This is a genomic window from Snodgrassella sp. W8124, from assembly GCF_016100875.1.
GTDB classification, from domain to species: Bacteria; Pseudomonadota; Gammaproteobacteria; order Burkholderiales; family Neisseriaceae; genus Snodgrassella; species Snodgrassella alvi.
In genome coordinates this window covers 1,292,387-1,316,394 of the sequence record NZ_JACFRP010000001.1, presented here as the reverse complement: position 1 = coordinate 1,316,394, position 24,008 = coordinate 1,292,387, and the positions used below count along the sequence as shown (strand labels likewise).

At 42.2% G+C, this 24,008-nt stretch carries 19 protein-coding genes and 2 tRNA genes; 15 read left to right on the top strand and 6 right to left on the bottom strand.

Annotated elements, in window-relative coordinates:
• Window positions 1-105 precede the first annotated feature (105 nt).
• From hda to H3U73_RS05765, 7 genes are all read left to right on the top strand, one after another.
• Complete coding sequence (gene hda, locus H3U73_RS05795) at window positions 106-774, top strand: DnaA regulatory inactivator Hda (protein WP_037392794.1); 669 nt, start codon at window positions 106-108, stop codon at window positions 772-774.
• A complete protein-coding gene (locus tag H3U73_RS05790) occupies window positions 771-1,436 on the top strand; it encodes an HAD family phosphatase (RefSeq protein ID WP_084586780.1) in 666 nt (221 codons plus the stop codon). The genes hda and H3U73_RS05790 overlap by 4 nt, the downstream gene beginning before the upstream one ends.
• Before the next feature lie 944 nt (window positions 1,437-2,380).
• On the top strand, window positions 2,381-4,651 hold the full coding sequence (locus tag H3U73_RS05785) for an NADP-dependent malic enzyme (RefSeq protein ID WP_025330355.1): 2,271 nt from the start codon (window positions 2,381-2,383) through the stop codon (window positions 4,649-4,651).
• Window positions 4,652-4,728: 77 nt separating this feature from the next.
• A complete protein-coding gene (gene greB / locus H3U73_RS05780; RefSeq protein ID WP_084550506.1) occupies window positions 4,729-5,235 on the top strand; it encodes a transcription elongation factor GreB in 507 nt (168 codons plus the stop codon).
• Window positions 5,236-5,432: 197 nt separating this feature from the next.
• The gene (locus H3U73_RS05775) at window positions 5,433-6,344 is read left to right on the top strand and encodes a MoxR family ATPase (RefSeq protein WP_037392804.1); all 912 of its coding nucleotides are present in this window, start codon (window positions 5,433-5,435) and stop codon (window positions 6,342-6,344) included.
• Window positions 6,328-7,263: a DUF58 domain-containing protein gene (locus H3U73_RS05770; RefSeq protein ID WP_198190176.1), complete on the top strand. Its 936-nt coding sequence runs from the start codon at window positions 6,328-6,330 to the stop codon at window positions 7,261-7,263. Before H3U73_RS05775 ends, H3U73_RS05770 begins: the two co-directional genes overlap by 17 nt.
• A complete protein-coding gene (locus H3U73_RS05765; RefSeq protein ID WP_198190175.1) occupies window positions 7,257-9,257 on the top strand; it encodes a DUF3488 and transglutaminase-like domain-containing protein in 2,001 nt (666 codons plus the stop codon). Before H3U73_RS05770 ends, H3U73_RS05765 begins: the two co-directional genes overlap by 7 nt.
• Before the next feature lie 531 nt (window positions 9,258-9,788).
• Here H3U73_RS05765 and H3U73_RS05760 read toward each other — a convergent pair.
• The 3 genes from H3U73_RS05760 to grxB all read right to left on the bottom strand — a co-directional run bounded on the left by H3U73_RS05760 (window position 9,789) and on the right by grxB (window position 13,217).
• Window positions 9,789-10,463 carry an XRE family transcriptional regulator gene (locus H3U73_RS05760; protein WP_198190174.1) on the bottom strand — a complete coding sequence of 225 codons (675 nt, stop codon included), beginning with the start codon at window positions 10,461-10,463 and terminating at the stop codon, window positions 9,789-9,791.
• A 131-nt stretch (window positions 10,464-10,594) separates the two neighbouring features.
• Window positions 10,595-12,307, bottom strand: a complete 1,713-nt coding sequence (locus H3U73_RS05755; RefSeq protein ID WP_110414071.1) for a thiamine pyrophosphate-dependent enzyme — start codon at window positions 12,305-12,307, stop codon at window positions 10,595-10,597.
• 262 nt (window positions 12,308-12,569) lie between these two features.
• Window positions 12,570-13,217, bottom strand: a complete 648-nt coding sequence (grxB, locus tag H3U73_RS05750) for a glutaredoxin 2 (protein WP_037392813.1) — start codon at window positions 13,215-13,217, stop codon at window positions 12,570-12,572.
• 220 nt (window positions 13,218-13,437) lie between these two features.
• Between grxB and hemF the strand changes: the two genes are divergently transcribed.
• Window positions 13,438-14,364: an oxygen-dependent coproporphyrinogen oxidase gene (gene hemF / locus H3U73_RS05745; protein ID WP_084550518.1), complete on the top strand. Its 927-nt coding sequence runs from the start codon at window positions 13,438-13,440 to the stop codon at window positions 14,362-14,364.
• 25 nt (window positions 14,365-14,389) lie between these two features.
• Here hemF and H3U73_RS05740 read toward each other — a convergent pair whose 3' ends face one another.
• Window positions 14,390-15,622 carry a chloride channel protein gene (locus tag H3U73_RS05740; protein WP_198190173.1) on the bottom strand — a complete coding sequence of 411 codons (1,233 nt, stop codon included), beginning with the start codon at window positions 15,620-15,622 and terminating at the stop codon, window positions 14,390-14,392.
• A 145-nt stretch (window positions 15,623-15,767) separates the two neighbouring features.
• On the opposite strand from H3U73_RS05740, the gene H3U73_RS05735 reads away from it, so the two are divergent.
• Window positions 15,768-17,396 carry an ABC-F family ATPase gene (locus tag H3U73_RS05735; protein ID WP_174829967.1) on the top strand — a complete coding sequence of 543 codons (1,629 nt, stop codon included), beginning with the start codon at window positions 15,768-15,770 and terminating at the stop codon, window positions 17,394-17,396.
• Between the two features lie 50 nt (window positions 17,397-17,446).
• Window positions 17,447-17,992: a GNAT family N-acetyltransferase gene (locus H3U73_RS05730; RefSeq protein ID WP_084564786.1), complete on the top strand. Its 546-nt coding sequence runs from the start codon at window positions 17,447-17,449 to the stop codon at window positions 17,990-17,992.
• 48 nt (window positions 17,993-18,040) lie between these two features.
• Here the strand turns inward: H3U73_RS05730 and crcB are convergent, their stop codons facing one another.
• Window positions 18,041-18,427 carry a fluoride efflux transporter CrcB gene (gene crcB / locus H3U73_RS05725; RefSeq protein WP_198190172.1) on the bottom strand — a complete coding sequence of 129 codons (387 nt, stop codon included), beginning with the start codon at window positions 18,425-18,427 and terminating at the stop codon, window positions 18,041-18,043.
• 123 nt (window positions 18,428-18,550) lie between these two features.
• Here crcB and H3U73_RS05720 point away from each other — a divergent pair, with 123 nt between their 5' ends.
• The 5 genes from H3U73_RS05720 (at window position 18,551) to H3U73_RS05700 (ending at window position 21,677) form a co-directional block, all read left to right on the top strand.
• Window positions 18,551-19,087, top strand: coding sequence for an NUDIX hydrolase (locus tag H3U73_RS05720; protein ID WP_025330368.1), 537 nt, complete (start codon window positions 18,551-18,553; stop codon window positions 19,085-19,087).
• Window positions 19,088-19,103: 16 nt separating this feature from the next.
• A complete protein-coding gene (gene gloB, locus H3U73_RS05715) occupies window positions 19,104-19,859 on the top strand; it encodes a hydroxyacylglutathione hydrolase (RefSeq protein ID WP_100125293.1) in 756 nt (251 codons plus the stop codon).
• Between the two features lie 157 nt (window positions 19,860-20,016).
• Window positions 20,017-21,357, top strand: coding sequence for a deoxyguanosinetriphosphate triphosphohydrolase (locus tag H3U73_RS05710; protein ID WP_198190345.1), 1,341 nt, complete (start codon window positions 20,017-20,019; stop codon window positions 21,355-21,357).
• Window positions 21,358-21,516: 159 nt separating this feature from the next.
• Window positions 21,517-21,593 (top strand) — tRNA-Arg (locus H3U73_RS05705).
• A gap of 9 nt (window positions 21,594-21,602) precedes the next feature.
• Window positions 21,603-21,677 (top strand) — tRNA-Glu (locus tag H3U73_RS05700).
• 151 nt (window positions 21,678-21,828) lie between these two features.
• Here the strand turns inward: H3U73_RS05700 and recG are convergent.
• The gene (recG, locus tag H3U73_RS05695) at window positions 21,829-23,865 is read right to left on the bottom strand and encodes an ATP-dependent DNA helicase RecG (RefSeq protein WP_198190344.1); all 2,037 of its coding nucleotides are present in this window, start codon (window positions 23,863-23,865) and stop codon (window positions 21,829-21,831) included.
• Window positions 23,866-24,008 lie beyond the last annotated feature (143 nt).

Genomic DNA, 24,008 nt, shown 5'->3' with positions numbered 1-24,008 from the left:
AAAATCCTTATTCATCAGTTAAATTCCATCGTTATGCTGCTTGATATGAACTAAGCAGACAGCTACAATCAAAGGTCGCACTAGCTTTCAAACTGGTCTACTGTAGTGAACCAACTGATATTTGACTTTGACGATCGTAGCTATCCCGGATTTGATAAATTTCTTGGACATACCAATGCGGAACTGATTTATGTGTTACAGCATCAGGCTGACCCGTTTATCTTTGTCTGGGGGGAAGCAGGCAGTGGTAAAAGCCACTTGCTCAAAGCATGGGTGGCTCAAGCACAGTCACGCGGGCTGAAAGCTGAATATGTTGATGCAGCCAGAGAAGGCCTGGGACACTGGCTGTTCGATCTGGATTGTGTTGCCGTAGACCAGATTGAATTACTCAGTGCCACTGAACAGCAGCAACTATTTTCTCTCTTCAACCATTTTCGCAACAGCCGGCACGGTAATCTGCTTTTAAGTTCAGCAATCCCCCCTCAGCAGCTAATGATCCGTGAAGATTTACGTACACGCATGGCCTATTGTCTTGTCTACGAAATCAAACCATTAAGTGATGATGAAAAATTCAATGCTCTGGTAGGCATGGCTCATGCAAGGCAAATACCGGTTGATGCAGAAGTAATCCGCTATTTGCTGGCTCACTGGCGCAGAGATCTGGATAGCTTGCTGCTGATGCTTAATACCCTGAATGATTATTCACTGGCGCAGGGTAGACGCATCACTCTTACATTATTGCGCCAGTTACTTAAACAACAGGAAAATGCATGAATCTGGCTATTTTTGACCTTGACCACACACTGATTAACTGTGATTCAGATAATGAATGGCCGAAGTATCTGATGCAAAAAGGGCTGGTAGATAAATCGTTTGTTGACATGAAAAACGACAAATTTTACCAGGATTACCTGAATGGCTGTCTGGATATTGATGAATTTCTGAAATTCCAGCTTGCACCACTGGCGCGCTTTAGCCGCGCAGAGCTGGATGAAATGCATAATGAGTATATGCGCGATTTTATCGTGCCGCATATTTCTACTATGGCTAAAATGCTGGTACAAGGACACCGCGATGCTGGTGATGAAATGCTGCTTTTGTCTGCTACTAATGAATTTATTATCGCACCCATCGCAAAAGCGTTTGGTATTCAGAATATTATCGGCGTGCAGTTAGAAACAGATGCAGACGGTAACTATACCGGACACTATACAGGTACGCCCAGTTTTAAAGAAGGCAAAGTTACCCGCTTGCAGCAGTGGTTAACACAGCGCGGGCAACAACTGGAAGATTTTAGTAAAGTGTATTTTTACAGTGATTCGCATAATGATTTGCCCTTGCTCAATTTGGTAACGGATCCGGTTGCCGTTAATCCTGATGAGAAACTGGTGCAGTATGCCCATCGCCATGGCTGGCCGATACTGAATTTTATGTAATGATGTATCATAACTTTGGCAGACAGTGTACAGATTTCAGGCTAAGTGATCGCTATCAGCCCACTTTACGTGATTTAAATGCAGCATGGCTGACCAATTGAAATGGAAGGTGGCGATTATCAGATACTGGATAATCCGAAGCTGGCTGTTCTTGAAAAGGGCGGACACACATTGATAAAAAGCTTATTGAGGTTGTCTAGCTAAAGCCAGAAAGCTGAGTGTAAAAAAACTATATGTTGAAATTCATACCAGTCTGAAGCCGACAATAGACCTTTATCTACAAACCGGTTTTAAGGAAATCACTGGTCAGGCAAATACTTTTAACTTATTAAATATGCAGATGGAACTTACTTTATAATCTTTAAATATAATATATTGAATTCGATATTTAAAAGAAAAGCCGGCGTTTCAGATATCAGATGCGCCGGCTTATTGATATATCAGTTAAAATTTGCTGAAATCATTGTCTGATTAATAGCATAGGTTTCATTTAAATAAATTATATTCTGAATAATATTGTTAGATTATAAAACTATAATTTCTCTTTTTAATTAGTTTAACTGAACTATATTTCCTGAATCTATATAAATTAATCAGTAGGCTGTATTGTATGAAATATGATGATTCAGACTGAATTTAAATTAACCGGTAAAAATAATTTTAATAAATACCGACTGATGTTTTATAAAAATAAGAAAACGTATTTTCCGGTTTAAAGAATAGTTGTTTTAAATCCAGCAGAATTGCAAGAACCGGATGTTTACAATGAATGGCAATTGATTATACTGATAATAAAGCGGTGTATGATTTTGTTAATTAACGCTATAATGTGAATAACTTTTATCTTGGCCATATTTAGTAAATTGCTCGGGTAAAAGTGACTTTTTAGCGTGCTCTTTCAAGAACAGCTTACTGGTATTGAAAACCTAAGACTGAGAAAAGATATGGATGAATTAATCAAAGAAGCAGCATTACATTTTCACGAAGAACCCCGTCCCGGTAAAATTCAAATTACGCCTACCAAACCATTGGCTACTCAATATGATTTGTCACTGGCCTATTCACCGGGTGTGGCTGCACCGTGTATGGAAATTCACCGTGATCCCCTGAATGCATACAGATATACTGCACGCGGTAATCTGGTTGCAGTTATTTCCAATGGTACAGCGGTACTGGGTTTGGGTAATATCGGTGCTCTGGCCGGAAAACCAGTAATGGAAGGTAAGGGGGTACTGTTCAAAAAATTCGGTGGTATTGATGTATTCGATATCGAAATTAATGAAACTGATCCGGACAAACTGGTAGATATTATTGCTTCACTGGAGCCGACATTCGGCGGTATTAACCTTGAAGATATTAAAGCACCGGAATGTTTTTATATTGAGAAAAAACTGCGTGAGCGTTGCAACATTCCGGTATTCCATGATGATCAGCATGGTACAGCAATTATTACTGCAGCAGCGATTAAAAATGGTCTTGAAGTTGTTGGTAAAGATATCAGTCAGGTTAAACTAGTATGTTCCGGAGCCGGTGCAGCAGCGATTGCCTGTCTGGAGCTGCTGGTTGCGCTAGGTATGAAGCGTGAAAATATCACTGTGTGCGATTCAAAAGGTGTGATTTACCAGAATCGTGAAGAAAACATGGTGGAATCGAAAAAATTATTCGCTATACCGGATAATGGTCAGCGTAAGCTTGCTGATGCTGTTCATGACAAAGATATTTTCCTCGGATTATCTGGTCCGAATGTGTTGAGCGTGGATATGCTCAAAACTATGGCCAAAGATCCGATTATTCTGGCTATGGCTAATCCGACTCCGGAAATCTGGCCGCCTGAAGCTAAAGCTGCACGACCGGATGCGGTAATTGGTACCGGACGTTCTGATTTTCCGAATCAGGTAAATAATGTTCTATGCTTCCCGTTTATTTTCCGTGGTGCACTGGATGTAGGTGCAACTACCATTAATGAACAGATGAAGCTGGCCTGTGTGCATGCTATTGCTGAACTGGCCAAAGCTGAGCTAAGTGATGAAGTCTCTGCTGCTTATGGCAATACCGAGCTTTCTTTCGGACGTGAATATCTGATTCCTAAGCCATTTGACCCTCGTCTGATTGCTGTAGTGGCGCCTGCTGTAGCCAAAGCAGCTATGGATTCCGGTGTGGCAACCCGTCCGATTGATGACATGGAAGCCTATGTAGAGAAACTGAGTCAGTTTGTCTATAAATCCAGCCTGTTTATGAAACCGGTATTCTCTCAGGCGAAAAAAGAACTGAAACGTGTGGTATTGTGTGAAGGTGAGGATGAGCGTGTTCTGCATGCAACGCAGCACATTGTTAACCACAAGCTGGCCTTCCCGATTCTGATTGGCCGGCCGGCAGTAATTGAAGCACGTTCGAAAAAACTGGGTCTGACTATACAGCCAGGCAAGGATTTTGAGATTGTTAATAATCAGGATGATCCTCGCTACCGTGAATACTGGCAGGCTTATTACGAGCTGCGTAAACGTCACGGTGTCACCGAGGAAATGGCCCGGCGCCGGATGATTAGCAGTTCTACTCTGATTGGTGCAATGCTGGTGCGAATGGGCAGTGCCGATGCATTACTGTGTGGCACGGTAGGTCGCTTCCATGATCATTTCAATATTCTGGAAGAAGTAATCGGCTATAACAATCCTGAACAGAATGCCTGTGCTATGAATGCACTGATTATGACTTCAGGTAATATGTTTATTGCCGATACCTATGTTAATCCGGAACCGACTGCAGAGCAGATTGCTGCTAATACACTGATGTGTGTTGATGAAATGAAACGTTTTGGTATAGAACCAAAAGTGGCTTTATTGTCCAATTCAAACTTCGGCTCACTCGATCAACCAAGCAGCACCAAAATGCAGGAAGCGCTTGCTTTAATTAAAGAGGCAGCTCCGGAGCTAAACGTGGATGGTGAAATGCAGGGTGATCTGGCACTGGATGAAAAACTGCGTCAGAAACTGATGCCGGACTGCAAACTAAAAGGTGCAGCAAACTTGCTGGTAATGCCGAATGTTGAAGCAGCGAATATCAGTTACAATCTATTACGTACTTCATCTCATGGCGTAACGATTGGCCCGATTCTGATGGGTATGAATGAATCTGTACATATTGTTACTCCTATGGCTTCTGTACGCCGTATAGTAAATATGGTGGCTTTGGCTGCTGTAGATGCCCAGCGTAAATAATCGCTGAATTCTGGAAGAATCATGCAGGCTGTCTGTGTTTTCAGACAGCCTTTTTGTGTCAATTATGGAGACAGTTTATGAGTAATGTGTCAGCACCCCAGACTGCACCCAATTATATTACCCCTTCGGGCCATCAGGCTTTACAGGATGAGCTTTATCAGCTTGTTCATAAAGAACGTCCTGAAATTGTTAATGTGGTGAACTGGGCAGCGGGTAATGGTGACCGAAGTGAAAATGGTGATTATCTGTATGGGAAACGCAGGTTGCGTGAAATTGACCGACGTATCCGCTTTTTGACTAAAAGACTGGAAGCTGCACAGGTTATTGATCCGGAAGCACGTGAACCCAGTGATCAGATTTTTTTTAGTGCTACTGTAACTATTTTACGCGGCAATGGTCAGGAGCAGATTGTACATATTGTAGGTACAGATGAAATCGATACCAGTAGAAATAAAATTTCCTGGGTTTCACCGCTTGCGCGTACTTTATTGAAAGCACATGAAGGTGATGAAGTGCGTTTGCATGGCCCTGATGGAGTGGAAAATATTGAAATATTAACAGTAGAATATATTCGCATTGAATAATGTACATATACTCATGAATAGTGTTAATATTCGTTATAAAATTTAATTTTTACAATTTATATACGTATGTATTGCTGCAAAAATATATGTATAAAATAAATTTTGTATAAATAATACAGAATTATGTCCAGTAGTTACATTCTGCGATAACAAACCCGATATCACTGCCGGATTTTTTATTATTACTGTATCCAAATATGAATCCAAAACTCGAACCGATTTTCAAACAACTCAATGCCCTTATTCTGGGCAAACAACAATTGCTGATACAAATTGTTACCTGTGTACTGGCACGCGGACATATTCTGCTTGAAGATGTACCAGGAGTTGGTAAAACCACACTGGCGCATGCACTGGCAGCGGTACTAGGATTAAATTACCAGCGCGTACAATTTACTAACGATATGTTACCGGCTGATTTGCTGGGAGTCAGTATATTCCAGCCAAATTCCAACGAGTTTATTTTTCATCCGGGACCGGTTTTCAATTCTTTTTTACTGGCTGATGAAATTAACCGTGCTTCTCCCAAACTGCAATCGGCTTTGCTTGAAGCTATGGAAGAGGGGCAGGTATCTGTGGATGGTAAAACCTATGCGCTGCCGAAACCATTTCTTGTAGTTGCTACCCAGAATCCGACAGAACAGCTGGGTACTTACCCTTTACCTGAATCGCAGCTGGACCGGTTTATGATGTGTCTGAGTATTGGCTATCCGGCAGAAAAAGAAGAAAAACAGCTTTACATCTCTGGCGGGCGTCGCCAGTTTGTGCCGCGCATTAAAGCAGTATGCAATGCGGAAATATTACAGCAATGGCAGGCAGAAGTATCCAAAATAAATTTATCTGCAGCTGCAGCGGATTATATTTATCGGCTAGTTGCAGCTACGCGTACTCCGGGTACATTCGCAGTCGGGCTGAGTCCGCGTGCCGGATTGGCGGTAGTTCAGGCTGCAAAAGCATATGCATGGGTACAGGGAAGAGCACATGTTGTTCCGGAAGATGTGAAAGCTGTCTGGGTAGCAGTAGCGGCACACCGCCTGCAACCTTTACAAAGTCAGTCCCGAAGCAGTACTTTACTCACAGGAATGCTGGACCATGTGGCTGTGGTCTGAGACACCTGCACCTACACTTATTGACGGGCACACAGCTTTGCGTGCACGTAATATACGTGTCAACCTGACACGTATGGGCTGGGGTGTGGCTATTGCCAGTTTTCTGTTATGGGTTATGGCAGTTAATTATCAGGTAAACGTAGCTCATGCACTGGTGTTCTGGTTAGTGGGCATTTTATTATTTGGTGCACTTGCCGGTGTCCGCCAGCTTACCGGGATAGTATTGACGATTAAACCCCAACAGGAATATTTTGCCGGTAAAGAATGTGTTCTGACTTTGCGAGCCTGTGACAGCTGCAAACGTACACGCTGGTTATGGCTGCAAACAGCACAGGAAATAACCGGCACAGCCAGTGATTGGGAATTGTGGACAATTACACCAGAAAATACTGAATTTCTCTGGAAATTACCTCCGCAGCGCCGCGGTATTCTGCCACCGTTAATACTTGCCGGAGCCAGTATGGCGCCATTTGGGTTACTGATGATTAAAACTCAATGGGAATTTACTGAAGAACTTGTGATTTTTCCGGAACCTTTAGAACATACTATTTCAGCACAGCGTAGCAGTGATGACGTACCCAGCACCCAAATCAGTCTGAGCGGTCAGGATCCGGCTTATCTGCTGCCTCATCAGAGTTCAGCTTCAATGCGGCAGATAGCATGGAAACATTATGCCAAAACAGGTGATTTATTGGATAAATATTTTGAACAGGGAGGTAAGCGGGCTGAGCCGCTACTGATTTCCTATCGGGATTATCCTCAGGGAACCAGCCTGGAAAAGATGGCGAGTATGATGTGCTATCGGGTACTGGCAGCAGATGCTATCGGGGAAAAATATATACTGGAGTTACCAAGACAGCGCTATGAGGCAACGACAGGTCAACGGACAAAATGCCTGAATGCTTTGGGTAGATGGTAATGTGGCTTGCTGATCCGGTTTTTTTACGTAAATCCCCATCTGTACGCACCCAGCTTATTCTGTTACTGATGCTGGCATGGGTATCGTTACCCTTATTATTTGAATTACCTCTGAGTGTGTGCGCTGCATTCGCTCTGTTGTGGATTGCGCGCGTTGCTTTGCTATTTACCAGTATTAAAAAATTGCCGTTATGGGCATTAATAATATTGCTGGTGGCTACTTCTGTATGGGTATATTTTCGTGTGGGAACGATTATTGGCCGGGATGCCAGTGTTTCTTTGCTCATGTTAATGATAATACTCAAGGCATTTGAGGGTGAAACTTTACGCGACTGGCAAATATTATTGTTAGCTCAGCTAGTACTGATGGGCGGCGGTCTGCTGTTTAATCAAAGTATATTAATGGCCCCCTGGCTGATTGTAGCGTTGTTCTGCCTGATTTCATCTCTGGGATTACTTGCGGGCATCAAACCTATGATGGCAATACGGCAGGGTGCAGTAATTTTAATTCTGTCTTTTCCACTGGCCGTTATTTTATTTATAGCGATGCCGCGCAGAAATACGCCATTATGGGGTGTGCCGCAGCCGCAGCAATCATCTGTTACAGGATTGTCGGATACCCTTGAATCAGGGAGTGTCAGCAATCTGATTTTGAGTAATGAACTGGCTTTCAATGTTATCTTTGATAATAATGCTATTCCACGCAATGCTGATATGTACTGGCGTGTAATGGTAATGGGTAATAACACGGATGGAAAATGGCATGCAGTAAAAGAACAGTATACGGATGAAGATACTTTACAGCTGCCAAGCAGAGCTTTGCTGGAACAGCGTACCGACAGTAAAATGGTAGGATATGAGCTGATTATTCAGGATGATCACGGGCGATTACCGGCACTAGATCAGCCTTTGCCTAATGAACAGTTTGGTTTCAGCCGACGAGTAGGTAACGTTGTCAGGGTCAATAATAGTCGCGAAGGTCTGCGCAGGGTACATTTATATTCTCAGATGACACCATACCTGCGTCAGCAAATGGATCAGGGTTTACTGAATTATTATACCCAGTTGCCGGATGGACTGAATCCTGAAACCCGCAGACTGGCAAAACAGCTGGCCGATAAATCTGGCGGCAGCGAAGCGTTTATCAATCATATACTAACTTATTTCAAAAGCAGTCATTTTCAATACACTCTAACCCCAAAACGGAACAATGAAACACAGAATAAAATAGATTATTTTTTATTCGAGGGACATGAAGGTTTTTGTGAAGATTATGCAGACGCTATGGTGTGGCTGGCTCGTTCAATCGGTGTGCCGGCACGAATCGTAATTGGTTATCAGGGAGGAGAATATCACCCTGACAATAAGTTCTGGCAAATTCGCAGTAAGGATGCCCATGCATGGACTGAAATCTGGATTGCTGAAAAGGGTTTATGGAAACGGGTAGATCCGACCACGGCAGTTTCATCAGTGCGTATAGACAAAGGGGTGGAAAGTGCTTTACCGGCAGAACAGCGTGCCGGATTATCTTCAGCTTTTCCGTTATTACAGAAATATCTGGATAATGGTCAGTTTTACTGGCAGCAATGGGTGGTTAATTATGATAGGGGTAGTCAGAAGTCAATACTTAGCTGGCTGAATTTAAAAAATATACCTGTATATGTACTGATAATAGTCATTATAATCGCAATTGTCATTACGTCACTTCCACTGATTTTCTGGTTACGCCGTCAGGGTAATGTGCAGACTCAGCCATTAACCGATGGTATTAATCTGCTTAAGCAGACTATTGTAGAAGGTGAAGAGTCAGAATTATCTGCAATCGGTCCGCTTGAGTTACAAAATATACTGGCAGAGCATAATTTGCTTAATGAAGATTTGGCTGCTTTATTGACACAGTATATAGACTGGCAGTATGGAGCAGCAGGAATGCCAGACATGCGCAGCCAGCGAAAATGGTTGCGTAAAATGAAGAAAGCTGTACGCAATCTGTAATTATGCCGATTATCCCGATGCATCATATCGAAGTTGTTTGGATAAATTATTAAGCACAGAAACGAAAACTACCCAGCAATCAATGTTATCAAGAGCTGGGTAGTTTATTATTACATTTAATGACCATATTAATTTTTAGATCAGTCGTGTTTCCGTGTGGTCTGGAATGCCTGACTTTCCGAAATCACTACTGACAGATAACTTTTACTCGGTTCGAATAAAAGTTAAGAAATAACAATACTTTAAATTCTTTGGAATGAAAAGGAGTAATTAATGTTAATAATTAACTATTTGATTTTAAAAAATATAAAAATAGAATAGATTGTTGTTAAAAATATAATATTTTTTAGTTTTGAAGTTGCTTTTAGATTGTTGATGCTGCCGGATATTTGTATTTTGTATCACTAAAATTTTATTTCATATTAATTAGCTATCTTTATGAATTAGAAAAATATTTTATGTTAAATGTATAAAAAATTTTGATGTCTATTTTCAAAATGTCGGAAGATAAAAAGAAATAAAGAATATTAACTAGCCACAACGCCAGACTTTTTTTCCTAAAATTATAAAGTTATCTAGATGATTATAAGAAATCTTAATAGTTTCATAATCACTATTTGAGCTTATGAGATTTATACCATCAACAGTTTGACGGATTTGTCTTATAAAAAAATGTTTATTGTAAGTAATAGCATATATTTCACCATCAATAGGTTCAACATCATTAGTGTTTATCATAACAATGTCATTATTTTCCAAGTTAGGAGCCATGCTGTTACCTTTTACACGCATGGCACGCAAATCATCAGGAATTAAATTTTTAGATTTGAACCAATTATTATTTATGAGTAGTGGCTCTTCAAATTCTGATAAAACCCATTTGGTATTTTCATGATTTTTTGATAAATCAATATTGTATATCATAATTTTTTTATATCCGTCTCTTGGACTGGGGTTTTCAGTTGGTTTTGGATTTTCTTCTGTTTGTATTAAATTTTCCCCTGTATATAGCCATGTAACCGTTACTCCTAAAATTTTTGCTACTTCCTCTAGCCGTTTTCTTTTTGGAGCTGTGGCTTTAGTCTCATCTTTATTTTCCCATAGTTGGATAGCTGTAATTGATATATTTAACTTCTCTGCTAATTCAGCTTGGGTTAAACCTTTATTAGTTCTAGCTTGTTTAATACGGCTATGAATAGTGTGCATAAATTTTGACTTATTTTTTATTTCAAATAATAAGAGATTCAAGAATACAATTAAATTATTAATTTAAATAATTATTTTTGATTAATGTGTAAAAAAGCGCCCGCTGCATCAATCAGCGGGCCTGTTAAGGTTTAGATGTTATTTTTGATCATATCAATAACTTCTTTGCCTTTACCTTCGAGGATGGCTTTAGAACCATACCAGACCATGTTTTTCACATTTTCATAGCTGATTGCTGGTGGCATTATCAGTTCTTTATCACTGATTACGACATCCAGTAATGCAGGACCTTCGTGTGCAAGAAATGTTTTTACAGCGGCCTCCAGCTCAGAAGATTTGCTTACGCTTTGAGCACTGAAACCACAGCCTTCTGCAATGGTTTTGAAGTCACCGTTTTTCAGGTCAACATAGACTTCTACCAAACCTTCGCCTTTTTGTTCCTGCTCCACGAAGTTCAGGGAACTGTTGTTGAAAACAACTATTTTAATCGGCAGATTTTCCTGTTTGGCAGTAAGCAGATCACCCATCAGCATGGCTAAACCGCCATCTCCGGATAAAGAAATGACTTGTCTGCCCGGAAAGGCTTTCTGGAAACCATAAGCCTGTGGCATACCGTTTGACATGGTGCCATGTTTAAGGCTGGTCAGGAAGCGCCGTTTGCCATTCATGGTTAAATAGCGGGCTCCCCACAGCATTGGAGTTCCTACATCTGCGGTAATCAATGCATCATCACTGGCATACTTATCTATCAATTCGATTAGTTGCTGGGGGTGAATTGGGTGTTTGTCATCCGGAGTGGCATACGTTTCAAATTTATCCATAATTTTGGCAAATAAAGCGGTATGGTGCTCCAGAAAACTGCTGTCGTTACGAGTTTGTATTTTCGGCAAAATTGTTTGCAGAGTGGTTTTAACATCACCAACCAGCCCCAGATTAATCGGATGACGCAAGCCTAACTGAGTAGCTTCATGATCAATCTGGATGATATTGGCCTTTTCCGGATAATATTCAGACCATGCAAAGCTGCAACCGAGTAATAATAAGGTATCGCAGTTTTTGATGGCATCATAACCAGCCTTAGTACCAAACATCCCGGTCATGCCCACCTGATAAGGATTATCCCAGGCAATGCTGTCTTTAGCACGGGAAGTGTGTACAACTGGTGCCTTTAGTTTTTCTGCCAGTGCAATTACTTCATCATGTGCATCTTTAGCGCCAAAACCAGCGTAAATGGTGATTTTATTTCCCTGATTAATTGCTTTGACCAGTTCTTCGATTTCGTTATCATTCGGACGGGTAACTGGTTGTGGGTGCCATATTTTTACTGGTTTCTCAGCTACTTCCATTTTGCTGATGTCGCTGGGCAGAATAACAACGGCTACACCGCGTTTATTAATGGCAGCTTGTGCGGCCTGAGTGAATATACGCTGAGCTTCTTCCGGCTGGTTTACCATCTGGCAGAAAACGCTTGTATCCTGATAGACCTTGAGGAAATCCACTTCCTGCGGGAATCCGGTGCCCATAGAAGTGGCGGCCAGCTGACTGGCAATAACAATTACTGGTGCATTATTGCGGTTGGATTCGTATAAGCCGTTAATCAGATGCAAGCTGCCGGGACCGCAGGAACCGGCACATGCAGTAAGTTTGTTTGTAATCAGAGCTTCAGCGCCGGCAGCAAAGGCAGCTGCTTCTTCATGACGTGTATGCACCCAGTTAATGCTACTTTTTTCTATCGCTTTGCCAACAAAGTTCAGGGTATCACCGATAATGCCGTAACAGTTGCTGACACCTGCTTCAGTAAGAACATCAACCAATATTTCTGATACAGTTTTCGTTTTAGACATGCTGTATTTCCTCTTAAAATTGATTATTTATTTCAAAAATAATAAAGTAAAATATTTTCTTACTATTTATTTATATAACTATATGTTATAAATAAATAAAATATTTATATTAATTCTTTATCAATATTGTTTGTATTGTAATATTGTGTAATCAACAAAACAAGATTATTGTTGAAAATCATTTAAAATCGATATTTTCGAATAAATTTTTATAAAAATGGCAGCCTTTATGTTTTGCCGGCTGCCAAAAACTGCTTAATAATCAGATTGCGCGGTCATCAAACAATGGAATGCGGGTAATCCGGCTAATGCTGTGCATATAATCCAGCACCGGCGCAGTCCATTCGATTCCTTTGACCATAGTCATATTGCGCAATAAAGGAAATAAAAGAATATCTTCCATTCCGAAAGTACCATTACTACCATGATCATTCACAATTAGCGGCGATAGTGCAATCAGATCGGCATTGAACCGGTTAATATAGGTTTGACTGTTTTGTAAATGGTGCTGAAAATCACCAAAAATAGCTGTTTTTTTGTTGATGAAATAGTTGATGGCATTCTGCGTCGCAAACTCAGGCAGGTTAATACTGATGCAGCGCGGTAAAGTCAGGAAATTACGGTAAGTATCAACAATTTTTATCCAGCCTTCAATTTCAGGGCGTACAGTATTGTTTATAAGAGCTGTACCAGAAAGCTGATCAATGTAGTGAACGATATCCAGACTTTCACCCATGGCAGTACCATCATCTTTTACCAGAATCGGTACCATTTTTTTTCCGATTAATTTATTCGGGGTGTCTTCGTCATCATTCAGCAGATAGATATTTTCTACTGGTACTATTTTTTTACCGAATATCATTCTGGCTCGTACACAGTAGGGACAATGGTCATAAATATAAAGTTGCATTCAGATTTCCTTTTCGGATTTAGTGTGTTGATTAAATGTACAATATACAAAAAATATCATGTTTTAATATTTATACTGATAGTTTCGTATTGTTAAATAAGCGATAAATACTGTCAGGTAACAATAATACTGATTAAAATAATCTGTTATTGTAGATTGTGTATTACAAATATTAATTAATATTATACATATATTAATTAAACTTAGTTTGCGGTTTTTTATGAGTTGCGATGTCTTTAATCAAAATCTGGATTTTTTTCAAAACTTACAATTACATTTGGCTGATGCCCTGGCAAAAGAAGATGGTACTGCGGGGTTTGTAACAGATGAATGGTCTGGCAAATTGGGAAACGGGCGCAGTATGGTGCTCAAACAAGGTGCTGTGTTTGAACAGGCTGGCGTTAATTTTTCTCATGTTAAGGGTACCGCTATGCCGGCTTCAGCTGTGCGTAAACGCCAGTATCTGGCAGGAGCTCCTTATGAAGCAATGGGGGTGTCAATGGTGGTACATCCGTGTAATCCATATATACCTACCAGTCATGCGAATGTACGTTTATTCATTGCATATCCGGAACGCAGTAATCCGGTCTGGTGGTTTGGCGGCGGTTTTGATTTGACCCCCTTTTATCCATTTATTGAAGATGTAGTGCATTGGCATAAGGTTGCTTATGATGCGTGTCTGCCTTTTGGTGAAACGGTATATTCTGAATTTAAAGAGTGGTGTGACCGTTATTTCTATCTGCCTCACCGGCAGGAACAGCGAGGGGTAGGCGGTTTATTTTTTGATGATTTAAACCGCTGGGATTTTGCTCGTTGTTTTGCTTTTGTACGTGCAATAAGTGCTGCTTATTTACAAGCTTATCTGCCTATTGTGGCGCGGCGCAAAAATATGGATTTTGGCGAGCGTGAACGTCAGTTTCAGTTATACAGGCGCGGACGTTATATTGAATTTAATTTATTGTGGGACAGAGGCACTCAGTTTGGTTTACATGCCGGCGGGCGAACAGAATCTATTCTGATGTCTATGCCGCCTTTAGCCCGCTTTGAATATCAGTATGAACCGGTACCTGGTTCTGCTGAAGCCGGTCTGGCCGGATATTTACAGGCGCGTGACTGGCTGGCAGAAGCAGAAAACTGTCTGGTTTGAGTAGTAAAATTATTATATATACTGTTTAACTTTGTTTTTTGTTCAATCCTTGCTGGCAGGATAGTGCTGTAAGCAGACACAGGCAAATTGGCATTATCATGTCGGGCGTAATATTGGTTATTTCCAATAAAAATAATATGGCGGTAAGAGGCATTTTTTGCTGTACTGCCAGAAAAACGGTAGCTCCGGTCACAACTGCGGCGACTATGGGAACAGGTGGCAGCATGCTGTTCCATGCAGTGGCTGCCAGTAATGCAATCAGACCGCCAAGCATCATCGAAGGAGTAATAAATCCCCCGTATGCTCCGGCACGGGTGGCCAGTAGAAGCGCCAGCCATTTACCGATTAATAGTGCCAGAGCATAATGCCAGCTTATCTGGTCATTAAATAACAGTTCATTACCGGCTTTTCCGTTACCAAGTATCTCCGGTAGTTGCATGGACAAAACCCCGATAAGTATAAAGGCACCGATACTGATAAAGATCAGCTTGGGGCTGGTACGTACAGCCGGTTTGCAATAGGCGAGCTGGTATTGTAACAGCCATGAGAATGCAACAATCAGTGGTCCCAGCAACAACGACCAGATTAACAGTTGACTGTTCAGGGTAATTGCCGGTAGCTGATAGGCTGGCTGGCTACCCAGTCCGATCCGGCCTACCCATGCTGCGGTTGTACAGCAGATTAAAGCCGCAATAACGGTATTGCGCTGAAAACTGAATAATAAAGTTTCCAGTGCAAACAGAGCACCGGCCAGAGGTACATCAAAAACCGCGGACAGACCGGCGGCTGCACTACAGGCAAGCAGGACTTTTCTCTCTTCTGTACTGATGTTAAATCGCCGGCCGATAAAATCTGCAATAGCTGAACTGATTTCACGTGGTGCTGTCTCACGTCCGAGAGGTGAACCCATGCCTACTGTGAATATCTGTAACATACCATGAAAGAAAGTAGAAACTAACGGTATAGGTGTGGCACTGTTGCCAATTGCTTCCCTGATATCAACCAGTTTGGGAGCAAAACGGTGCAGCAGATACCAGCCGGCGCCCGCTATTACGCCACATGCACTTAATGCAAGTAAACGATGTATGGCTGTGGTTTGTTCGACAATATTACGAAATGTGATACCGTCTGTACGGACTATTCCGTACACTAACTGCTGAATGAAATGCAATAATCCGATAAGTGACATGCCTGCCACGCCGGCAATGGCACCACAAAATAGTAATAAGGCAATCAGTTTCGGATTTAATCTGAACATGGCATGATAAATTTGCGATAAATCAAAGGTACTTTTACATTTTAAATAACGATATTGTAAACGACAGCACAGACTTTGCCGAATTTTGGCACGTGTCTGTGTTAAAATCAGAATATTTTGTCAGGAATTTAAAGGAAGTATTGCAGTGATCAGTACCAATAATATTACGATGCAGTTTGGCGCGAAGCCATTGTTTGAGAATGTATCGGTTAAGTTCGGTGGAGGCCATCGTTATGGGTTGATTGGTGCTAATGGCTCGGGTAAATCAACTTTTATGAAGATTCTCGGCGGTGATCTCGAACCCACTAGTGGTGAGGTGGCCATTGATCAAGGCCTGCGTCTGGGTAAGCTGAGACAGGATCAGTTTGCGTATGAGGATATGCGCGTACTGGACGTGGTACTGATGGGGCACACAGAAATGTGGGCAGCCATGACAGAACGCGACGCCATTTATGCTAATCCGGATGCCACTGAAGATGATTATATGCGTGCAGCCGATCTGGAAACAAAATTTGCCGAGTATGACGGCTATACAGCTGAGGCACGGGCGGGAGAATTACTTGCCGGTGTCGGTATCGATGAGCATCTGCATAATGCCAGCATGAGTGAAGTTGCACCGGGTTTTAAACTGCGCGTATTACTGGCACAGGCACTGTTTTCCAAACCGGATGTGCTGTTGCTGGATGAACCGACCAATAATCTGGATATTAATACTATTCGCTGGCTGGAAGGTGTGCTGAACAGCTATGAATCCACCATGATTATTATTTCGCACGATCGCCATTTTCTGAATGAAGTATGTACTTATATGGCCGATGTAGACTATGGTGGCATTACATTGTATCCAGGCAACTACGATGATTATATGCTTGCCTCTGCACAAGCACGTGAACGTACTTTAAAGGATAATGCTAAAGCTAAGGAAAAACTTCAGGAATTACAGGAGTTTGTGGCACGTTTTTCTGCCAATAAATCCAAGGCAAGACAGGCAACCAGCCGGGCGAAACTGGCTGATAAAATTAAGGCAGATATGGTGGAAGTGAAACCTTCCAGCCGTCAAAGCCCGTTTATCCGCTTTAATTTTGATGATAAGAAAAAGCTACATCGGCAGGCGCTTGAAGTTGAGGATTTATCAAAACGTTTTGACCGGCAATTGTTTAAAAAGCTGAATCTGATGCTTGATGCCGGTGAACGTCTGGCAATTATCGGTCCTAACGGTGCCGGTAAATCTACACTGCTGAAATTACTGGCTGGTGCATATAATGAAGCATACACTGATGGCATTAAAGCAGATAGCGGTACTATAAAATGGGCAGAGAAAGCACAGGTTGGCTATTACCCGCAAGATCATGAAAATGATTTCGATGTATCTATGACTTTGACTGAATGGATGCGTCAGTGGGGCAAGGAAGGCGATGATGAGCAGGTGATTCGCGGTACTTTAGGCCGTCTGCTTTTTGGCAGTAATGAAGTCGGCAAGCAGGTACAGGTACTTTCCGGTGGTGAAAAAGGCCGTATGCTATATGGTAAACTGATTTTGCAGGAACCTAATGTGCTGGTAATGGATGAACCTACAAATCACATGGATATGGAAAGTATTGAGGCGCTGAATATGGCGCTGGAAAAATTCCCGGGTACTCTTGTGTTTGTATCTCATGACCGCCAGTTTGTTTCCAGTCTGGCTACACAGATTATTGAGCTGGATGGTGAAGGTGGTTATGAATATTATCTGGGTGATTATGAAGGTTATCTGGCTAAAAAAGGTGTAGTTTAATATTTGTAAGCTGCCTGTGTTTACAGGCAGTTTTTTTATATGGGAAAAAAATGAATACCGGCAAAAGTAACGCAGTTGAGCTGATTGAATGTAATGAAAAGGAACATGCGGCAGCCATTCTGGCGCTGTTTAACGATACTATCACCACCTCAACTGCACTGTATGATTATGAGCCCCGTTCACTATCATTTATGCGTGGCTGGTTTGCAGCTAAACGTGAGCGCAATTTTCCGGTTATCGGTGCAGTAAATAGTCAGGGTGAACTGTTGGCTTTTGCTTCATGGGGCGCATTCCGTGATTATCCTGCCAATAAATATACGGTGGAACACAGTGTATATGTGCGTAATGACTGTCGCCGGCAGGGACTGGCACGCAAACTGATGCAGGAACTGATTGTACGTGCACGTCAGGCTGATTTACATGTATTAATGGGTGTGATTGATGCAGCCAATGACAGCAGTATTGCTCTGCATGAACAGCTTGGCTTCAAACATGTTGGCACATTGCCTCAGATTGGTTTTAAATTTGGTCACTGGCTGGATGCGGCACTTTATCAGTTAATTCTGGATACTCCAGCTCAGCCTGTCGATGGTTAATAGTAACTCGGCTTTTTACAAAGCTCGCCATCAATACAAAATCATATCTTAGCCGGTTTTAAGCCACCAGTGCACAGTTACCAAACCCAGAATAGTCAGCAGTAAAGAACCGCCTGTATGCAGCAGTATATGTGTTACTGCCAGAGTATAACGTTGTGACAAAAGCATTTGCACGGCTTCGAGTGAGAAGGTGGAAAACGTAGTCAGCCCGCCGAGAAAACCAGTAATAACAAATAGACGCCATTCCGGAGCGATCTGGGTAAAATGTATACACAATGCACTGAACAGACCAATCAGATAAGCACCGATCCAGTTTGCCAGCAGTGTGCCATAGGGCAAACCGGAATGAAACGTATTCAGCGAGATTCCCAGAAACCAGCGCATGATGGCACCCAGAGCTGCGCCGGCAGCAATGGCAAATAAAGATAAATACATAATTAATCCGATCATACAACGAATATATAATTAATAATTTTAAACTAAAGCCGGACATGCCATATTGCCTTCTGCTGCTGAAATGACTACGCTAGTGTTTTTAGACATATAGAAAGTATCAATATGGATCTGACTGAAACCAAAATTTCCAGTAAAGAAGTTTATCGCGGTTCCTTTTTAAATGTTTCAGAGGACACTGTTCGTTTACCCAATGGCAACCAGGCACAGCGGGTAGTTGTACAGCATCCGGGTGCCGCGGCTGTACTTGCGGTTACGGCTGAGCAAAAAGTGGTATTGGTACGACAGTGGCGCTATCCGGTAGGTGAGGCTTTACTGGAAATCCCGGCAGGTAAGCTGGACGGAAAAAATGAAGATCCTGCGCATGCTGCTTTGCGCGAGCTGGCTGAAGAAACCCCTTATACTGCTGCTGAAGTAAAACTGATACATACTTTTTATACTGTTCCCGGTTTCGGTGATGAAAAAATGTATCTTTATCTGGCTGAAAATGTGCAACCAAATAGTGCCCTGGCGGCGGATGAAGATGAAATTATTGAACCAGTGTTGCTCAATCGTGAGCAAGTGCGTTCGGCACTGGCAAATAATCAGATTCATGATGGAAAAACGCTGATTGCTTTGCAGTACTGGTTGTTATATTGTTAATAAATTTATATTTGTCATGAAAATAATCCCGTTACCCGCTCTTTCTGATAACTATATCTGGCTGTTGCAGCAAGAAAATCAGGCTATAGTAATTGACCCGGGCGAAGCACCTGTTGTCATAAATTATCTGACTGAACACAACCTGACCCTGGATGCTATCTGGCTTACTCATTCTCATTATGACCATATTGATGGGGTGGCGGAATTAAAAAAACATTATTCGCAATGCCAGATTACCGGTTGCATTGATTGGCATATTGTGAATATACCCGTAACTGAAGGCAGTAAATTTCAGGTATTCGGTCAGCATGTAACAGTTTGGCATATTCCCGGGCATACTACAGATCATTTGGCTTATTTAGTATGCGATTCTGCCGGTCGTTACAGAGTATTTTGTGGTGATACGCTGTTCAGTGCAGGCTGCGGACGAGTGAATGGGACTATGGCACAATTGTTCAGCAGTTTGCAGCGTTTAAACAGTCTGCCGCCTGATACCTTGTTTTATCCGGCACATGAATATACCGCAGCAAATTTGAAATTTGCACAAGCCGTTGAACCGAATAATTCTGCAATCAGAAAAGCATTAGTACAGGCAGATAAATTACCTACCTTACCGGTAAGTCTGGCACATGAACGCACAATCAATCCTTTTTTGCGTACCAGTCAGCCGGAAGTGATTGCCACATTACGCCAAAAAGGCCTCTCAGAGCATCAGCTTGCCCAACCATTGGCAGTGTTTACTTATTTAAGGGAGTGGAAAAATCATTTTTAAAATTAATCACAATGTGACTTTCTGCATGCTATGATTATTTCAACATAATAACGAAGGAATAAATGAGTTGAAACTGAGCTAAAGAATGGCGACTGATTATCTCAGCCGGCATATGCAGCTTTCAATTTATCTGAATATGAAAAAATCATCATATTGCATGGACTGGACTAAGTTGCTCAGTACCCAGCGCTTTAAGCCGGAAAATGGTTGTATTGTGCCTACAGTGACCGCTTCAAGTGAAGAGGGGGCGGATGCACTGCGTACTGATTTTCATATTGATTATGATCGTGTGGTTTTTTCCAGTGGTTTTCGTCGTCTCGCCCGTAAAACGCAGGTTCATCCGTTTGCCTTACATGACCATACGCATAATCGTCTGACTCATAGTGTTGAAGTTGCCAGTGTCGGGCGCAGTCTTGGAAATCGGGTCGGTGTAATGCTGAATGCCGGCCATTTCCTGCCATCTGGCAGCCATGCTGCTGATATCGGGGCGATTGTACAGGTTGCCTGTCTGGCTCATGATTTCGGTAATCCGCCATTTGGTCATACAGGTGAAGATGCTTTGCGTGAGTGGTTCCGTGATCCGCAGCATGCTTATTATTTACAGGAATTGAGCAATACTGAACGCAATGATATCGAAACTTATGAAGGAAATGCACATAGCTTGCGTCTGGTAGCCAGTCTGGAAATGTATCAGAATGATGGCGGAATGCGTCTGACTGCTGCTGTTATCGGTGCTTTAATTAAGTATCCGTGGACCAGTTCTGCACCGCATAGGCGGAATAAATTCAATATTTATCAGACTGAGCTGCCCTTTATGCGCTGTATTGCAGAACAGCTGGGATTGCCGCAAACCGGTGAAAATCAGTGGATGCGCCATCCGCTTTCATATTTAATGGAAGCTGCTGATGATATTTGTTATGCCTTGCTGGATTTGGAAGATGCTGTTGAAATGGGATTATTACAGGTGGCAGACGTAGAGCAAATACTATCCAGGCTGACAAATAAAGAATATTTCTGGCAGTCTTATAGCAGTCAGGAGCGTTGTGCCCGCTTGCGCGGAATTGCCATCGGAAGAGCAGTAGACGATATTGCACATACTTTTATTAAGCATCATCGGGATTTATTGAATGGTTCATTTCGTGGTAAGGATTTGCTTGCTCTGGCTAGTCCGGATGTTAGTGAAGCCCTGAACGCTGCAAAAGAGCTGGCTCGCACACGTATATTCCGCCATCAAAGCAAACTGATTACTGAAATTGCTACTTTTCCTTGTCTGGGCTCGATACTGGGTTTGCTTGTACCTGCGGTGCATGCCTTTATTAAAACCGATCAGCTTAGTAAAAGGCAGGAGCTGGCATTGTCATTATTAAAAGAACAAAAACTGGATAAAAAGGATGGTTTATATCTGGGATATATGAAAGTTCTGGATTTTGTTGGTGGTATGACTGACAATACTGCGGCAAAGCTGGCGCGTGAAGTATCCGGAATCGGAATGCTGTAGATTTTTTTGCTTATATAGTTGCAAAATAAATATATAAAAATCAAGATATTTATCTATTTGTTTTCATTTTTATCTATTTTTGGCTTGCCAAAAGACCATTTATTGCGTATTATCGCGCTTCTTGATTTTCGGTGACTCTTAAACGAGTTCGAAAGCAGTGCACCCGTAGCTCAGTTGGATAGAGTATCTGGCTACGAACCAGAGGGTCGGGCGTTCGAATCGCTCCGGGTGCACCATCAAGCTATGCGCCCATCGTCTAGCGGTTAGGACATCGCCCTTTCACGGCGGTAACCGGGGTTCGATTCCCCGTGGGCGTGCCAGATTTTAAAACCTGTTTGATTTTGCAAACAGGTTTTTTTATTTTAGCTTGAAATATTGCTGGTTTAATTGTTTAGTCCTGAGAATATAGCTGCTGAATTTTGTCATTAAATTTTTCAGGTTTCACTGGAGCTGTTAATACAGATAAATATTTTATACGCCCAAATAAGCAGACCGTTGAGATAGCCACCGTTGCAAGTGTTTATTGACTACTTCAGGTTGCTGGCTAATCAGAACAGGCGCTAAATCACGTGCTTTTTCCAGTATGGGCAGATCTTCTTCCAGATTGGCAAAACGCAGCATCGGCACACCACTCTGGCGTGCTCCCAGAAACTCTCCCGGTCCGCGAATATTCAAATCTTGCCGGGCAATTTCAAAGCCGTCGGTATTTTCATAAATTACTTTCAAACGTGCTTTGGCAACATCACTAAGAGGTTCACTGAATAACAATACACAGCGGCTGGCTGCTGCTCCACGTCCCACCCGACCGCGAAGCTGATGCAATTGTGCCAGCCCCATACGTTCAGCATGTTCTATTACCATCAGACTGGCATTGGGTACATCTACACCAACTTCAATCACTGTTGTAGCTACCAGTACCTGAATACTGCCTTCAACAAATGCTGTCATAACAGCTGCTTTTTCTGCCGGCTTGAGCCGTCCATGTATTAAGCCTATATTCAGTTCCGGTAACGCCGTCTGTAATTGAGCAACTGTATCTACGGCAGTTTGCAATTGCAGTACTTCAGATTCTTCAATTAACGGACAGACCCAGTATACCTGCCGGCCTTGTGCACAGGTATGCTTTACCAGTTTTTCAACTTCCTGACGGCGGGCCGTGTTTACCAGACGGGTTATAACAGGTGTTCGTCCGGGAGGCAGTTCATCAATGACAGAAACATCCAGATCGGCAAAAAAACTCATTGCCAGTGTGCGGGGTATTGGTGTTGCGGACATCATCAGCTGATGTACATCTTCACCTTTATTTTTTAATGCCAGACGCTGGGCAACACCGAATCTGTGCTGTTCATCAACAATAATCAGACCCAGATTATGAAAAGTAACATCATCCTGAAATAGAGCATGCGTACCTATTGCCAGCTGAGCAGTACCATCTGCCAGTTCTTTCCGTGCTTCATCACGGGCTTTTTTGCGCATACTGCCTGAAAGTCTGGCAATCCGGATTCCTAAAGGTGAAAACCATTGTGTAAATTTCAGATAATGTTGTTCAGCCAGAATTTCTGTGGGTGCCATGACCGCTACCTGAAAACCGGCTTCTATTGCAATTGCCGCTGCCAGAGCACAAACAATGGTTTTACCACTACCCACATCTCCCTGTAGTAAACGGTGCATCGGGTGTGTCTGGGCTAAATCATCAGTGATTTCAGAAAGAGCACGCTGCTGAGCTTCTGTTAAGGTAAAACTCAGATTAGCCAGTAAGTGCTCACTAATATGGCCGTTACCAGTTAAAGCTTTTGCATGCCCGTTTAAGCGTTGCTGGCGTGCCAGCCTCATGGATAACTGCTGAGCCAGCAATTCATCAAATTTCAGTCTTTGCCATGCCGGTAAAGTACCTTCATGTAAATCACGCGCAGTGTACTCTGGTGGCGGAGAGTGCAGAAAAATCAGGCTTTCCAGCAGGGGAGGTAATTGTAATTGCTGTAATAATTCAGCCGGCAGTGTATCATCTGCCGGCAAGTGCTTAAGTGCAGCCTGAATCAGCCGGCGAAGAGCAGGCTGGTTTAGTCCGTTAACGGTGGGATAAACAGGAGTGAGGCTTTCTGCCAGTCCTTTATCAATATCAGTGCGAATCTTTGGGTGCACCATCTCATCGCCAAAAAAACCATGTCTGATTTCACCCAGAGCCCGAATCACATTACCTTCTGCCAGTTGTTTTTGCTGATTAGGATAAAAATGCAAAAATCGCAGGTACAAGACATGTCCGGATACGTCCTGAACTTGTACTACCAGCTGTTTACGCGGACGGAATTGTATTTGCTGATGAATAACAGTCGCTTCAATCTGTACCGGCACCCCGTTCTGTGCATCAGCAATCGGCGTAATATGTGTCTCATCTTCATAGCGTAATGGTAAGTGTAAAGCCAGATCCCATATATTAGTAATATTGAGTTTGTTCAGTTTGGCAAGCGTATTGGCACTTACTGGAAAGGGAAAATCAGCAGCAGACATAGTGACAAACAGTAAAAGCATATTACAACATGGTTACAATAGCATGTTTGCACATATAGCGCTAATCTGACCACTTTAATCATATTTAAATAATTGATCAGAATATCAAATTAATACACTGTGTATTTTGATTAAAAAATAAA

Coding starts and splice junctions, on each gene's coding strand:
- hemF (WP_084550518.1), top strand. CDS start 13,438: ATGAGTTGCGATGTCTTTAATCAAAATCTGGATTTTTTTCAAAACTTA.
- grxB (WP_037392813.1), bottom strand. CDS start 13,217: ATGCAACTTTATATTTATGACCATTGTCCCTACTGTGTACGAGCCAGA.
- H3U73_RS05775 (WP_037392804.1), top strand. CDS start 5,433: ATGAATCCAAAACTCGAACCGATTTTCAAACAACTCAATGCCCTTATT.
- H3U73_RS05785 (WP_025330355.1), top strand. CDS start 2,381: ATGGATGAATTAATCAAAGAAGCAGCATTACATTTTCACGAAGAACCC.
- H3U73_RS05765 (WP_198190175.1), top strand. CDS start 7,257: ATGGTAATGTGGCTTGCTGATCCGGTTTTTTTACGTAAATCCCCATCT.
- crcB (WP_198190172.1), bottom strand. CDS start 18,427: ATGTATTTATCTTTATTTGCCATTGCTGCCGGCGCAGCTCTGGGTGCC.
- H3U73_RS05755 (WP_110414071.1), bottom strand. CDS start 12,307: ATGTCTAAAACGAAAACTGTATCAGAAATATTGGTTGATGTTCTTACT.
- H3U73_RS05710 (WP_198190345.1), top strand. CDS start 20,017: ATGGACTGGACTAAGTTGCTCAGTACCCAGCGCTTTAAGCCGGAAAAT.
- H3U73_RS05730 (WP_084564786.1), top strand. CDS start 17,447: ATGAATACCGGCAAAAGTAACGCAGTTGAGCTGATTGAATGTAATGAA.
- recG (WP_198190344.1), bottom strand. CDS start 23,865: ATGTCTGCTGCTGATTTTCCCTTTCCAGTAAGTGCCAATACGCTTGCC.
- H3U73_RS05740 (WP_198190173.1), bottom strand. CDS start 15,622: ATGTTCAGATTAAATCCGAAACTGATTGCCTTATTACTATTTTGTGGT.
- H3U73_RS05720 (WP_025330368.1), top strand. CDS start 18,551: ATGGATCTGACTGAAACCAAAATTTCCAGTAAAGAAGTTTATCGCGGT.
- H3U73_RS05790 (WP_084586780.1), top strand. CDS start 771: ATGAATCTGGCTATTTTTGACCTTGACCACACACTGATTAACTGTGAT.
- greB (WP_084550506.1), top strand. CDS start 4,729: ATGAGTAATGTGTCAGCACCCCAGACTGCACCCAATTATATTACCCCT.
- H3U73_RS05760 (WP_198190174.1), bottom strand. CDS start 10,463: ATGCACACTATTCATAGCCGTATTAAACAAGCTAGAACTAATAAAGGT.
- H3U73_RS05770 (WP_198190176.1), top strand. CDS start 6,328: ATGTGGCTGTGGTCTGAGACACCTGCACCTACACTTATTGACGGGCAC.
- gloB (WP_100125293.1), top strand. CDS start 19,104: ATGAAAATAATCCCGTTACCCGCTCTTTCTGATAACTATATCTGGCTG.